Below are 13,074 nucleotides of genomic sequence, written 5' to 3'. Positions count from 1 at the left end.
CTAATGCGCCATCTGGCGCAAGGGCTCTTCATGATGCAGTTGCAACAATTGCATCATGAAAACCTTTCTCCATACCCCCTCCAAGCTCGCTTTGATTCTGCTGTGCTGCTGCGCTCCCGGCGCCTTTGCGGCCATCGACGAACACAGCGAATTCGAAGCCACCCTGCATGCGCCTTACCGCGCGCCGGACCCTGCGAAAGGGGAGGCGCGTACCTTCACGCTCTCCTTCGATTATCCGAATGCGCGCCAGGCGCAGCTCGTCGACTGGCAGCTGGAACTGATCGATCCGAAGCAGCGCGTCGTGCGCCGCTGGCAGGGCAGTACGGCGCTGACTAGCGGACCGGTGTCGGTACCGGTTGCCTGGTCCGGCCAGGATACCGGCAAGCTGGCCGCCGGCCTCTACCAGGTGCGCCTGCGCGCCGCCAGCCGCGATGCGCAGGCCGGCGCCCCCTCGAACGACGTGCACGAACAACACTGGCAGATCGAGGTCGGACCGCCGCAATCGCCGGTGCTGCCGCCCTTCGCACCGCTGCCGACTGGCGCCCTGCGTCAGCCGGGTGCCGCGCCCGCGACCGGCGCGCTGCCCTATACCGTTTATCTGGGCAACCTGCACAGCCAGACCAACCACAGCGACGGTGGCGCCGAGCTCACCGATTGCAAGGGTGCCCAGGATCCGCTGACGGCCAAATATGGGCCCGACGCCGCCTTTTCCTACGCCAGGAATCACGGCCTCGACATTCTCGTCGCCTCCGAACACAACCACATGTACGACGGTTCCGATGGCACCGAACTCAATGCCGACCCGGCTGCCGCGAAAGCGCTGTACCGCAAGGGCCTGGACACGGCTAGTAGCTTCAACGCCGCGCACCCGGACTTCCTCGCCGTCTACGGCATGGAGTGGGGCGTCATCAACAAGGGCGGCCACGTCAACATTTTTAATAGCGACCAGCTGCTGGGTTGGGAAAAGAATGGGAAAGGCGAGTTGCTGGCCGATGTCGTCACGCCGCGCAGCGATTACGCCGCCTTGTACACGCTGATGCGCGAGCGTGGCTGGGTCGGCCAGTTCAATCATCCGTCGCAGACCGGGCAGTTCATGGTGAACGGCACTGCCTTCGGCTATACGCCCGACGGCGACGCGGCCATGGCCTTGTGCGAAGTGGTCAACAGCACCGCCTTTTCCGTCAACGACAAGGAAGGGGAAACCCGGCGCAGCAACTTCGAGCTGGCCTGCAACAAGGTGTTGGAAGCGGGTTACCACGTTGCCTTCAGCACCAACCAGGACAACCACTGCGCCAACTGGGGCACGGCCTATACGAACCGCACCGGCGTACTGATCCCGGGCGGCATGCCCCTGAACCGCGACAGCTTTGTCGAAGCGCTGAAGGCCCGGCGCGTGTTCGCGACCATGGACAAGGGTTCGCAACTGGTCCTGACCGCGAACGGCCGCATGATGGGCGAGCGTTTTAAAAACAGCGGCCCCTTGAACCTGGTGGCGCACTTTGCCAGCACGGCGGGCAAGCAGGTGGCCTCGGTGGCGATCATGGAAGGGGTGCCGGGACGGAACGGGACCGTGACGCAGCTGGCCGGCACAGCGACGGCAAGCTTCACGCCCACGCCGGGGGCGCATTTCTATTATGCGAAGGTGATTCAGGCCGACGGCAACATCCTGTGGTCGGCCCCGGTGTGGGTGGAGCAGGACGGCGGCGGAAAATGAACGCCGCCGTCCGGTGAACCTTACTCGACCATCTGGCTCTGCAGGTAGTTCTGGATCCCGACTTTGACGATCAGGTCGAGCTGGGTCTCGAGCCACTCGATGTGCTCTTCGGTGTCTTCGAGGATCATCAAGAGCAGGTCGCGCGAGACGTAGTCGGCGGCCGCTTCGGCGGCGGCGATGCCTTCCTTGACCGTGATCTGGGCGGCGCGCTCGAGTTTTAAATCGGCGGCCAGCATCTCTTCGGTGTTCTCGCCGATCAGGAGCTTGTGCAGGGCCTGCAGGTTGGGCAGGCCGTCGAGCATCAGGATGCGGTCGATCAGCTTGTCGGCGTGCTTCATTTCGCCGATCGATTCGTCGTATTCCTTCTTGCCGAGCTTGAAGAAGCCCCAGTGGCGGTACATCCGCGCGTGCAGGAAGTACTGGTTGACGGCGGTGAGCTCGTTGGTCAGCTGCGCGTTGAGCAGCCGGATGACGTTGGGATCGCCCTTCATGATGTGCCTTGTTGTTGGTTGTGCGTTGCCACAATCATAGCAAAGCGCGAAGGGGCACGCGGCAGAAACCTGCCGCGCAAAGCGGAAGGCCGGATCAGGCCGGCTGGGAGGCGCGGAAGCTCAGTTCGGTGACTACGGTCTTGCTGTCGAGTGCTTCGTGCAGCACTTCGCGGGCGTAGCTGATGCACTTGCCGCAGTCGGTGCCGAGGCCCAGTTCGGCGCGCAGGGCGGCGATGGAGGTGATGCCGAGGTCGACCGCCTGGCGGATTTCACGGTCGGAGATGTTGTTGCAGACACAGACGATCATTGCAGCGGTCCCTGAAGTTGTCGGCCGAGTTGTCACTCGAATAATGAGAATCGTTCTCATTCGTGTTCTATTCTGCGGAAAGTTTTTGAGGAACGCAAGCGGTTTTGTCGTGTGATCAAAGCTGCAAATAGAAATAATTCGCATTTAGGTTTATGATGCTAGTATCTGTCTCATCAGCGCTACAGATCAGCGCCATACACCGGAACGCCGCCATGACTCTCGTCCCCACTTTGACCACACTCGACGCCCTCAAGGCCGGGCAGAGTGCGACCGTGATCCACCTCGCGCCACACGCACTGGGAGGCCAGGACGTGGCGCGCCGTTTGATGGAACTGGGCTTCGTGCCGGGCGAACGCATCCGCATGCTCAAGCGCGGCCTGCCGGGCGGCCCGGTCGCCGTCAAGGTCGGCGAATCGACTTTCGCCCTGCGTAAATTCGAGGCCGCACTCGTCTCGATCCAGCCGGAATAATCGATGGGCGTCATGGAACAACAGGTGGCGACGCGCTCGCCCCTGATCGCTTTACTCGGCAATCCCAACTGCGGCAAGACCGCGCTGTTCAACCGCCTCACCGGCGCGCGCCAGAAGGTGGCGAACTATGCCGGCGTCACCATCGAACGCAAGGAGGGCAGTTTTACGTCGCCTTCCGGCCGCGCCTTGCGCGTGCTCGACCTGCCGGGCGCCTACAGCCTGTCCGCGCAAACCCCGGATGAAGCGATCACGCGCGACGTCGTGGCCGGCCTGCGCGCCGGCGAATCGGCGCCGGATGCCATCGTTTGTGTCGTCAACGCCACAAACCTGCGCCTGAATTTGCGCCTGGTGCTGGAAATCCAGCGCCTCGGCCTGCCTATGGTGCTGGCCCTGAACATGGTCGACGTGGCAAAGAAACGCGGCATCGAGATCGATACCGTCCGGCTGTCCCAGGAATTGAACATGCCGGTGGTCGAGACCGTCGCGATCCAGGCCGGCGGCGAACAGGCGCTGCTGGACGTGCTCGACCGCATGCCGCTCGAACCCACCGCACCGAAACCCCTGGCAAGCATCGACGCCGTGCCGGTCGAACAAACCCAGCGCGAAGTGCGCCGCATCCTGGATGCGACGACCAGCTACGCGCACGACAAGGGCAACCTGTCGGAAAAGATCGACCATGTGATCCTGCATCCGGCGCTTGGGCCGATTCTGCTGGCCGCGCTGATGTTCATCATCTTCCAGGCCGTCTTCAGCTGGGCCGAAGCGCCGATGGATTTCATCACCGGTACGGTCGAGGGCATCGGCCAGTGGATCGGCGGCGCGATGAGCGAAGGCCCGCTGCGCAGCCTGATCGTGGACGGCATCATCGCCGGCGTCGGCGGCGTGCTCGTGTTCCTGCCGCAGATCCTGATCCTGTTCTTCTTCATCCTGATCCTCGAGGATGTCGGCTACCTGCCGCGCGCGGCTTTTCTCCTCGACCGCATGATGGGCGGTGTCGGCCTGTCGGGACGCGCCTTCATTCCGCTGCTGTCCTCCTTCGCCTGCGCGATTCCCGGCGTGATGGCCGCGCGCACGATCCAGAATCCGCGCGACCGCCTGGTGACGATCATGATCGCGCCGCTGATGACCTGCTCGGCCAGGCTGCCGGTGTACGCCCTGATCATCGCCGCCTTCATCCCCGACCGCGAAGTCGGCATGTTCAACCTGCAGGGCCTGGTGCTGTTCGTGCTGTACGCGCTCGGCATCGTCAGCGCGATGCTGGTGGCCTGGTACATGAAGCGCCGCAGCGGCAGCGGCCAGCATCCGTTGATGCTGGAACTGCCGGCCTATCACTGGCCGCACCTGCCGACGCTGGCCCTGGGCCTGTGGGAACGCGCCAAGATCTTCCTGATGCGCGTCGGTACCATCATCCTGACCCTGATGGTGCTGGTCTGGTTCCTGTCCAGCTTCCCGGGTGCACCGGAAGGCGCGACGCAACCGCCGATCTACTACAGCGTGGCCGGCATGCTGGGGCGCGCCCTGTCGGTGATCTTCGAGCCGATCGGCTTCGGCTGGCAGATCTGCATCGCCCTCGTGCCCGGCATGGCCGCGCGCGAAGTGGCGGTCGGCGCGCTCGGCACCGTGTACGCGCTGGCCGGTTCCGGCGACGAGGTCGCGAACACCCTCGGGCCGCTGATCGCCGGTTCCTGGTCGATGGCGACCGCCCTGTCGCTGCTGGCCTGGTATGTCTACGCGCCGCAATGCCTGTCGACCCTGTCGGTCGTGCGCCGCGAAACGGGCAGCGCCAAGTACGCCTGGATGATGGCCGGTTACATGTTCGCGCTGGCCTACGTCGCCTCCTTCATCACCTACCGCGTCGCCCTGGCTTTTGGGGGCGGCTGACATGTGGCAGGAGCTGGTGGTCGCGCTCGTGGTGCTTGTCGCCGCCGTCTACGTCGGCGCCAAGTACCTGCCCGCCGCCTGGCGCATCCGCATCGTCAACCGCCTCTCGCGCGGTGGCCAGGACTCCACATTGGTGCGCTGGCTGGATACGGCGGACAGCTGCGGGGGTGGGTGCAAGACGTGTAATACCTGCGAGACGCCGGAGGAACTGACGCCGCCTACAGACAGCACTCGCCGGGTTATCAGGATTCACAAGAAGTAGGGTGGGCATTCATGCCCACGCCGTCTGACCGTACGCAGATGGCACGGCAATTACGCCCCGCTCCGCGCGCATCCCGATTGATCCAACACATCCGCACTGACATGCCGCCGCATTACGATGCCGCACCATGTCACGCTACCGCCGCCTCCTCACTGGCTCCACGTACTTCTTCACGGTCGTCGCGCACCGCCGACGTCCCATTTTCTGTAACCCCGCAATCCGGTCGAGCCTCGCGCACGCAATCCGCTTCGTTCGTGAAACCCGCTCCTTCGTTGTCGACGGATGGATCCTCCTGCCCGACCACATGCACTGCATCTGGACAATGCCCGATCACGACACCGATTATTCGACCCGGTGGTCGATCATCAAACGTCATGTGTCGAGCCGTGGCGCACCGGCCTTGCATGATCCGGCGCTCTCGACCTCATCGCGTCAGAAAAGGCGCGAGTCGACCATTTGGCAGAGACGATTTTGGGAGCATCAGATCCGGGATGAGGATGATTTCGAGCGGCATATGGATTACATCCATTTCAATCCGGTGAAGCATGGATTTGTGCAGCGGGTGGTGGAGTGGCCGTATTCGACGTTTCATCGATATGTGCGCAGTGGGGTGTATGCGGAGGATTGGGGTGGGACGGCGGAGATCAGGGGCATGTTGATCGAATAGGCGGTGTGGTGTGCATGGGGACGACCGCGTGCGCATGAATGCGCACCCTACAGTGCAGCAATCAAGCGCTGGGCGTCGTACGGCGCATGCACCTTGATATCGTTATCGAAGTAGCAGTACACATCCCCCTTCTTGCTCCAACCACGAATGCGTTCGGCCCAGCGTTCGATCGCCGCGTCGTCGTAGCCGCTAGCATATAACTCCTTGTCGCCGTGCAGGCGGATGTAGACGAAGTCGGCGGTCACGTCGTCCATGTAGGGGAATTTGCCGGCGGTGTCGGCCACCACCAATGCCACCTTGTACTTGCGCAGCAGAGAGAGAAAACGCTCGTCGCGAAAACTCTCGTGGCGGACTTCGACCGCGTGGCGCATCGGGCGCTTCGCATCCAGCGCCAAGGACACTTTCCCTTCCATGCGCGGTTGATATTGGCGCGCCAGGGCCAGCGCGGCTTCCGTGTCCTGCGGCAGTAGGCTAAAAAAATGTTCGAAGCGGTCGGGATCAAAACGCAGCATGGGCGGGAACTGCCACAGGAAGGGCCCGAGCTTTTCACGCAGCTCGAACACGCCCGAGGCCAGCACGTTGGCCAGCGGGCCGTCGATGTCGTTCAGCTTGAGCATGTGCGTGATGAAGCGGTTGCCCTTCACCGCGAACAGGAAACCGGGCGGCGTGGCCGCGTACCAGGCGGCGTAGCTTGCGGGGCGCTGCAGCGAATAAAAGGAGCCGTTGATCTCGATCGTCGGCAGCTGGCGCGCGGCGTAGTCGAGCTCGCGCGCTTGCGCCAGCCCGGGAGGATAGAACTTGCCGCGCCAGGGAACGTAGCGCCAGCCGGAGATGCCGATGTGGATCTTGCCCATCGGCCCATCTTAGCTGGCGGGCAGGGCAGGCTCGGTGCGTTGCCGAACTCAGGCCGCCAGCAGCCGCCTCTCGTTCGAGCCCGCGACCTTGAACACGCCCACCACCTCGGCCAGGCGTTCGGCCTGCTGGCGCATCGATTCCGCTGCCGCCGCCGCTTCCTCGACCAGTGCCGCATTCTTCTGGGTGACGCCGTCCATCGCGGCGATCGCGCCATTGACCTGGGCGATGCCGGTTTCCTGCTCTTCGCTGGCGGCCGAAATCTCGCCGATGATGCCGTTCACCTGGCGCACGCTGCTGACGATGTCGTCCATCGTCGTCCCCGCATTGCGCACCAGCGCGCTGCCGGCGTCGACGCGGGTCACGGAGTCGTCGATCAGCGCCTTGATCTCTTTCGCCGCCGCCGCCGAGCGCTGCGCCAGCGTGCGCACTTCTCCGGCGACGACCGCGAAGCCGCGTCCCTGTTCGCCCGCACGCGCCGCCTCGACCGCCGCGTTCAGGGCCAGGATGTTGGTCTGGAAGGCGATGCCGTCGATGACGCCGATGATGTCGACGATCTTGCGCGAGGAGTCGTTGATCGACTCCATCGTCTGCACCACCTGCTGCACGACTTCGCCGCCGCGCACGGCCACGTCGGCCGCCGATGCCGCCAGGCGCGTCGCATGGCGCGCGTGCTGGGCGTTCTGGCGCACGGCGCCGGTCAGCTCTTCCATCGTGGAGGCGGTCTCCTCGAGCGAGCTGGCCTGCTGCTCGGTGCGGTTCGAGAGGTCGTGGTTGCCGGCGGCGATCTGGTTCGAGGCGCTGGCGATCGCATGGATGCCGACGTCGACTTCGCCGACGATCTTGCCGAGGCTCGCATTCATGTCGCGCAAGGCGTGCAGCAGGTGCGCCGTCTCGTCATTCCCGCGCACGTCGATCTGCGCCGTCAGGTCGCCCGCGGCCACGGTGCGCGCCACCGTCACGGCGCGCGCCAGCGGTTGCGCAATGCTGCGCGAGAGCGACAGGCCGAACAGCATCAGCACGCTCGACAGGACCACCGTCGCGCCCGAGAACCACAGCACGCGCGGCCAGAAGATGGCGCCGACCGTGTCCATGTACACGCCCGAACCGATTACCCAGTTCCAGCCCGCCACGCCTTTTACGTACGACACCTTCGGCACCGGCGCGTCCTGTCCCGGCTTGGGCCACATGTAGGAGATGAAACCGGCGCCATCCTTGCGCACCACCTCGACGGCGACCGAGAACAGGCGCAGCCCGTTCGGATCGGCGATCGCGCCGACGTCCTTGCCGTCCAGCTCGGGTTTCGTCGGATGCATCAGCATGCGCGGGGCCATGTCGTTGACCCAGAAATACTCTTCGCCGCTGTAACGCAGCGCCTTCAGTTCGGCCAGGGCTGCCGCCTGCGCCGCTGCCTGCGGCACCGTGCCCGCATCCGCTTGCTGGCGATGGCGCTCGACGATGCCGGCTGCCACCTCGACCGCCTGGCGCACGCCGCTCCCCCGTTCTTCGAGGATCAGGGTACGTTCGGAAATCAGGAAGCAGGCGGCGACGATGGCCATGCCAAGGCCGGTACTGATGGTCAGCAGGCCCAGTTTCTGGGCAATGTTCAGACGAAAAAGCGTTTTCATGGAAGGTAAGGGCAGGGCGCTGGCTAAATGTCGGATTTGACGGATGTTCAACAAAGTTGGCGATTGTAGAACAACTATTGCTCAGAAAAAACATTTTTCGACGAACTAGAGGATGTCTTCTTGTAAGCACGCAACAGTGCTAAGCTAACGGTCCTTCCGCCTTCCATGCCGCGCCGATGATCACCGTCCATCACCTGAACAATTCGCGCTCGCAGCGCATCCTGTGGCTGCTCGAAGAGCTGGGCCTGCCCTACGAGATCAAGAAGTACCAGCGCGACCCGAAGACGATGCTGGCGCCGCCCGAACTGAAGGCCGTGCACCCGCTCGGCAAATCGCCGGTGATCACGGATGGCGACCTGGTCGTGGCCGAGTCGGGCGCGATCGTCGAATACCTGGTCGAGCGCTATGGCGACGGGCGCCTCACTCCCGCCGCCGGCACACCGGAACAGCTGAAATACAGCTTCTTCCTGCACTTCGCGGAAGGCTCGGCGATGTCGCCGCTCCTGATGAAGCTCGTGTTCGACCGCATCGAGAACGGCCCCATGCCCTTCTTTGCGAAACCGATCGCGCGCAGCATCGCGCGCAAGGTGAAAGACACGCTGGTCAACCCGAACATCAACAACCAGCTGGCCTACCTGGAATCGGAACTGGCCACGCGCGACTGGTTCGCCGGGAACGAATTCAGCGCGGCCGACATCCAGATGAGTTTTCCGCTGGAGGCGGCGGCGTCGCGCGCCGGACTCGGCGCCCAGTACCCGCGCCTGACGAGCTTCCTGCAACGCATCCATGCGCGCCCGGCCTATGCGCGCGCCCTGGAGCGCGGCGGCAAGTACGACTACGCAAGGTAAGTCCGCATGGCAAAGCTGCTCGCGATCGACGGACTGAACATCGTGCGCCGGGTCTACGAAGCCAGCCCGGAGCCCGACTCCGACCTGAAGGCGAATATCGCCCTGCGCCACGCCTTCTCCTCGTTTCGCAACCTGCTCGAAACGCACGCGCCCACGCACGTGCTGGCCGCCTTCGACTACGGCGGCCAGAACTGGAGACACGCGCTGTATCCGCGCTACCGCGAGCACCGCGCCCCGATGCCGGCGGTGCTGCGGGAAGCGCTGCCGGAATTCCAGGCGCGCCTGCAAACGGCCGGGGTGCCGGTGGCGATGCTGCCCGAGGTCGAGGCCGACGACGTCGTCGCCACCTGCGTGATGCGCTGGCTGAAGGAGAACCGCGGCGAGGCCATCGTCGCCACCACCGACAAGGACCTGCACGTGCTGATCGCGCACGGCGCCCTGGTGTGGGACCATTTCAAGAACGAGTGGCATGATGACGCCTGGGTGCGGAATAAATTCGGCGTGGCGCCCGAGCTGCTGCACGATCTGTTGGCGCTGATGGGCGACGCCACCGACGGCGTGCCGGGCGTGTCGAAGATCGGCATGAAGACGGCGGCGCGCCTGCTGAATGCCTACGGCAGCCTGGATGCCGTGATGGCCGGCGCCGGCATCCTGAAAACGCCGCTGGGCGAACGCCTGCGCGCCGAGCGCGACATCCTGTACCTGTCGCGCCAGCTGGTGGAGCTGAAGACCGACGTGCGCCTCGGCGTCACCTGGAACATGCTGGCCTACGATTCACACTGAAAGAGATAGATGCTGAAAGCAGTCATTGTCGACTCGAACGCGATCTCGCGCGGCCTGTTGAACACCGTGCTGACGGACGGCGGCTACGAGGTCGTGGCGCAGGCCCACACAGGACACAACGCACTGGTGCAGGCGGCGAAGTTCCGCCCGCAGATCATGTGCATCGCGCGCGAACAGGTCGAGGACGGCAGCAATGTCGTCGAGCAGCTGCGCGCCAACCTGCCGAAGACGCTGATCTTCATGGTCTCGGGCACGCTCGATGCACCGGCCATCGAAGGCGCGCTGGCGCGCGGCGTGCATGGCTTCATCGTCAAACCCTTCCGCGCCGACGCCGTGCTGAAAACCATCCGCAACACGGTGATTGCGGTGGTGCGCAAGCAGCAAGCCGGCGGCGGCACTAGCGGCGCCTGATTTCCTCGGCCGCGATCGCGGCCAGTTCCTTCAGTGCGCGCAGCTCGCGTTCGCGCAGGCGGCGCGGCTCGTAATCCATCACGCACAGGGCGCCGAGCCGGAAGCCGCTGCCGTCGGCCAGCGGGAAGCCCGCATAAAAACGGATGTGAGGAGCACCGACTACCAGCGGGTTGTCGCGAAAGCGCGCATCCTGGAGGGTGTCGGGTACGACCAGTGGACCGCTGCCGGCGATCGTGTGGCTGCAGAAGGCATCCTCGCGCGGCGTCTGCGGCAACTGGATGCCGACACGCGACTTGAACCACTGGCGGCGCGCCGTTACCAGCGACAGCAGCGCCACCGGGCACTCGGTCACCTGCGTGGCGAGCCAGGTCAGGCGGTCGAACACGGCTTCCGCTTCGCTGTCGAGCAGGCCCGTCGCACGCAGGGCGTTCAGGCGCTCGTACTCGTGTTGCGGCAGCACGCTGGCGGCGTCCGGCACAAAATCCCTGGGGTCGGGGCTGCCGGGCAGGGGCGCCAGGCCGGCCCGTTCGCGCAGCAGGGCGCTGACGTCGCTCAGGCGCACGCGCCGATGGCCGCCCGGCGTCTTCCAGGCCGGGATCACGCCGTTTTCGATCCATTGCTGGGCCGTGCTGACGGCAATGCCCAGCATGCGCGCCGCTTCGCGCGTGGTCAGGATTGGATCGTCCCCGTCATCGGGGCGCATTAAAACCATGGTATTAATTCCACTATGCAATAACTGCTGAGCATTCTACTTCAAGAAGGCGCAAAATGCCGAAATTGATGATGAGCATTTCCTGTTCATTCCCGTTTCAGCTACAAAGCGCCGTATTTACGCATCAATTCAGAATATTTATGTTGACTCGTAGAAATTTGACGATCAGAATGTAGTGATTCATCAATTTCGTCATTTACAGTTCGGTCCCCAACCGGCGCACAAGGAAGCCCATGAGTCACCCATCGCCGGCCCAGTTGGAAGCCGCCCGTCTCGACGCCCTGCGCAAGCTCGACCTGCTCGACACGCCGCCCAACGAGGCGTTCGACCGCATCACGCGGATGGCGGCCCAGCTGTTCAAGCTGCCGATCGCCGCGGTGTCGCTGACCGACGTCGACCGCCAATGGTTCAAGTCGCGCGTCGGCGTCGACCATTGCGCGATCCCGCGCGAGAAGGCCCCGTGCGGCGAAGTGGCGAATACCGCGCGCATGCTGGTGGTACCCGACCTCCTGCTCGATGCCTGCTACCGCGACAGCCACCTGGCCGCGTCCGGCGTACGTTTCTATGCCGGCGCGCCGCTGGTGACGCGTGACGGCTACGGCCTGGGCGCGCTGTGCGTGCTCGGTACCGAGCCACGCACGATCAGCGAGACCGAACGCACGGGCCTGGCCGATCTCGCCGCGATGGTCATGGCCCAGATCGAGCTGCAGCATGCGATCGGCCGCGTCGATCCTGTCAGCGGCATCCCGAACCGCACGCAGTTCGTCGACGACCTGCACGACCTCGCGCTCGAGCGACCGGAGGGCGAGGCGCGCCTGGCCGCGCTGGTGAACCTGGCCACGCCCGGGCAGATCAGCAGCGCCGTGTGCGCGATGGGCGCCGGCTTCGTCGACGACATCATCCGCGAGGCGGCGCGCATGCTGCGCGCGGCCCTGGGACCGGCGCGCAAGCTGTACCACGTCGGACCGAGCCAGTTTGCCTTCCTGGCCGAGCCGGGCGCGGACCTGGCGCGTTTTTGCGAGTGGTTATCCAGCTGGATCGCGCTGCGCCTCGAAACCACCACCGCCCGCTTCGTCACCACCGCCACCGTCGGCGTGGTCCCGTTCGCGACCGGCCGCGCCGACGCGCTCGACCTGCTGCGCGACATGTACAGCGCAGCGCACGACGCCATCGAAGGCTCGCACCGCGTACGCGTCTTCTCGGCCGAGCAGAACGCCGTGTTCCTGCGGCGCTTTCGCGTCGCCAACGACTTCGGCGCAGCGCTGGCCGACGACAGCCAGCTGCGCCTCGTGTTCCAGCCCAAGATCGAACTGGGCACGGGCCGCTGCATCGGCGCCGAAGCGCTGCTGCGCTGGCGCCACCCGGAGCTGGGCGAGATCTCGCCGGGCGAATTCATCCCGGTGATCGAACAGACCTCGCTGGCGCGCGCCGCCACGCGCTGGGTGCTCGAGCGCGCGCTGCGCCAGCTGGCCGAATGGCGCCGCGCCGGGCTGGCGCTGCAGGTCGCGATCAACGTCTCGGCCGTGAACCTGCTCGAACCCGACTTCTGCGGGCACGTGCTGGCGCGTTTGCAGGCCTGGGACTTGCCGCCCGGCGCGCTGGCGATCGAGATCACCGAGAGCGCGCTGATGAGCAAGCGCACGCTGGCCGCCTCCACCCTCGACGCCCTGGCCGCGGGCGGCGTGCAGCTGGCGATCGACGATTTCGGCACCGGCTACAGCAGCCTCGCCTACCTGCAGAGCATGCCGGCGAAGGTCGTCAAGATCGACCAGAGTTTCATCCGCGAGCTCGACGTCGACGAGCGCAAGCGCGCGCTGGTCGCGACCATGATCAAGCTCGCGCACGAGCTCGGCCAGCTTGTGGTCGCCGAGGGCGTGGAGACGGCGCAGGTAGCGCATGCCCTGGCCGGTGCCGGCTGCGACCAGGTGCAGGGCTATCTGTATGCGAAGCCGCTGGCGCCGGAGCAGTTCGAAGAATGGATCTGCGCGAAGTGGACTGTGGCAAGGCCGCGTACTGCGCGCCAGGCGGCGCTGGCCTGACAGCTGGAA

At 65.0% G+C, this 13,074-nt stretch carries 14 protein-coding genes; 9 read left to right on the top strand and 5 right to left on the bottom strand.

Going from position 1 to position 13,074, the window contains the following annotated elements; all coding sequences use genetic code 11:
* The first annotated feature begins 55 nt into the window (after window positions 1-55).
* On the top strand, window positions 56-1,714 hold the full coding sequence (locus tag C2862_RS20250; protein ID WP_168710121.1) for a CehA/McbA family metallohydrolase: 1,659 nt from the start codon (window positions 56-58) through the stop codon (window positions 1,712-1,714).
* Window positions 1,715-1,734: 20 nt separating this feature from the next.
* On the opposite strand, the gene bfr is transcribed toward C2862_RS20250, so the two are convergent.
* The gene (gene bfr / locus C2862_RS20245; protein ID WP_136221981.1) at window positions 1,735-2,205 is read right to left on the bottom strand and encodes a bacterioferritin; all 471 of its coding nucleotides are present in this window, start codon (window positions 2,203-2,205) and stop codon (window positions 1,735-1,737) included.
* A gap of 94 nt (window positions 2,206-2,299) precedes the next feature.
* Window positions 2,300-2,512 (bottom strand): bacterioferritin-associated ferredoxin, encoded by a 213-nt coding sequence (locus C2862_RS20240; protein ID WP_056342863.1) that lies wholly within the window; start codon window positions 2,510-2,512, stop codon window positions 2,300-2,302.
* Between the two features lie 212 nt (window positions 2,513-2,724).
* Between C2862_RS20240 and C2862_RS20235 the strand changes: the two genes are divergently transcribed.
* The 4 genes from C2862_RS20235 to C2862_RS20220 all read left to right on the top strand — a co-directional run bounded on the left by C2862_RS20235 (window position 2,725) and on the right by C2862_RS20220 (window position 5,792).
* Window positions 2,725-2,982, top strand: coding sequence for a FeoA family protein (locus tag C2862_RS20235; RefSeq protein WP_136221979.1), 258 nt, complete (start codon window positions 2,725-2,727; stop codon window positions 2,980-2,982).
* Window positions 2,983-2,985: 3 nt separating this feature from the next.
* On the top strand, window positions 2,986-4,863 hold the full coding sequence (locus C2862_RS20230) for a ferrous iron transporter B (protein ID WP_136221978.1): 1,878 nt from the start codon (window positions 2,986-2,988) through the stop codon (window positions 4,861-4,863).
* A gap of 1 nt (window position 4,864) precedes the next feature.
* The gene (locus C2862_RS20225) at window positions 4,865-5,125 is read left to right on the top strand and encodes a DUF6587 family protein (RefSeq protein ID WP_136221976.1); all 261 of its coding nucleotides are present in this window, start codon (window positions 4,865-4,867) and stop codon (window positions 5,123-5,125) included.
* A gap of 127 nt (window positions 5,126-5,252) precedes the next feature.
* Window positions 5,253-5,792: a transposase gene (locus C2862_RS20220; protein WP_136221974.1), complete on the top strand. Its 540-nt coding sequence runs from the start codon at window positions 5,253-5,255 to the stop codon at window positions 5,790-5,792.
* A 47-nt stretch (window positions 5,793-5,839) separates the two neighbouring features.
* On the opposite strand, the gene C2862_RS20215 is transcribed toward C2862_RS20220, so the two are convergent.
* Window positions 5,840-6,646 carry a DUF72 domain-containing protein gene (locus C2862_RS20215; protein ID WP_136221972.1) on the bottom strand — a complete coding sequence of 269 codons (807 nt, stop codon included), beginning with the start codon at window positions 6,644-6,646 and terminating at the stop codon, window positions 5,840-5,842.
* A gap of 48 nt (window positions 6,647-6,694) precedes the next feature.
* Window positions 6,695-8,272, bottom strand: a complete 1,578-nt coding sequence (locus tag C2862_RS25985; protein ID WP_168710120.1) for a methyl-accepting chemotaxis protein — start codon at window positions 8,270-8,272, stop codon at window positions 6,695-6,697.
* Between the two features lie 176 nt (window positions 8,273-8,448).
* Between C2862_RS25985 and C2862_RS20205 the strand changes: the two genes are divergently transcribed.
* The 3 genes from C2862_RS20205 to C2862_RS20195 are packed head-to-tail and all read left to right on the top strand — an operon-like array spanning window position 8,449 to window position 10,314.
* Window positions 8,449-9,120, top strand: coding sequence for a glutathione S-transferase family protein (locus tag C2862_RS20205; protein ID WP_136221970.1), 672 nt, complete (start codon window positions 8,449-8,451; stop codon window positions 9,118-9,120).
* Window positions 9,121-9,126: 6 nt separating this feature from the next.
* Window positions 9,127-9,903, top strand: a complete 777-nt coding sequence (locus C2862_RS20200) for a 5'-3' exonuclease H3TH domain-containing protein (protein WP_136221968.1) — start codon at window positions 9,127-9,129, stop codon at window positions 9,901-9,903.
* 9 nt (window positions 9,904-9,912) lie between these two features.
* Window positions 9,913-10,314 carry an ANTAR domain-containing response regulator gene (locus tag C2862_RS20195; RefSeq protein ID WP_136221966.1) on the top strand — a complete coding sequence of 134 codons (402 nt, stop codon included), beginning with the start codon at window positions 9,913-9,915 and terminating at the stop codon, window positions 10,312-10,314.
* On the opposite strand, the gene C2862_RS20190 is transcribed toward C2862_RS20195, so the two are convergent.
* The gene (locus C2862_RS20190) at window positions 10,301-11,026 is read right to left on the bottom strand and encodes a GAF domain-containing protein (RefSeq protein WP_229467523.1); all 726 of its coding nucleotides are present in this window, start codon (window positions 11,024-11,026) and stop codon (window positions 10,301-10,303) included. The genes C2862_RS20195 and C2862_RS20190 overlap by 14 nt on opposite strands.
* Before the next feature lie 233 nt (window positions 11,027-11,259).
* Between C2862_RS20190 and C2862_RS20185 the strand changes: the two genes are divergently transcribed.
* On the top strand, window positions 11,260-13,065 hold the full coding sequence (locus C2862_RS20185; RefSeq protein ID WP_136221964.1) for a bifunctional diguanylate cyclase/phosphodiesterase: 1,806 nt from the start codon (window positions 11,260-11,262) through the stop codon (window positions 13,063-13,065).
* The last annotated feature ends 9 nt before the right edge of the window (window positions 13,066-13,074 follow it).

The sequence above is a fragment of the Massilia sp. Mn16-1_5 genome, from assembly GCF_004798585.1.
GTDB lineage: Bacteria > Pseudomonadota > Gammaproteobacteria > Burkholderiales > Burkholderiaceae_D > Telluria.
Note: the sequence above shows the minus strand (reverse complement) of the source record. Positions and strands in the feature narration are given on the sequence as shown.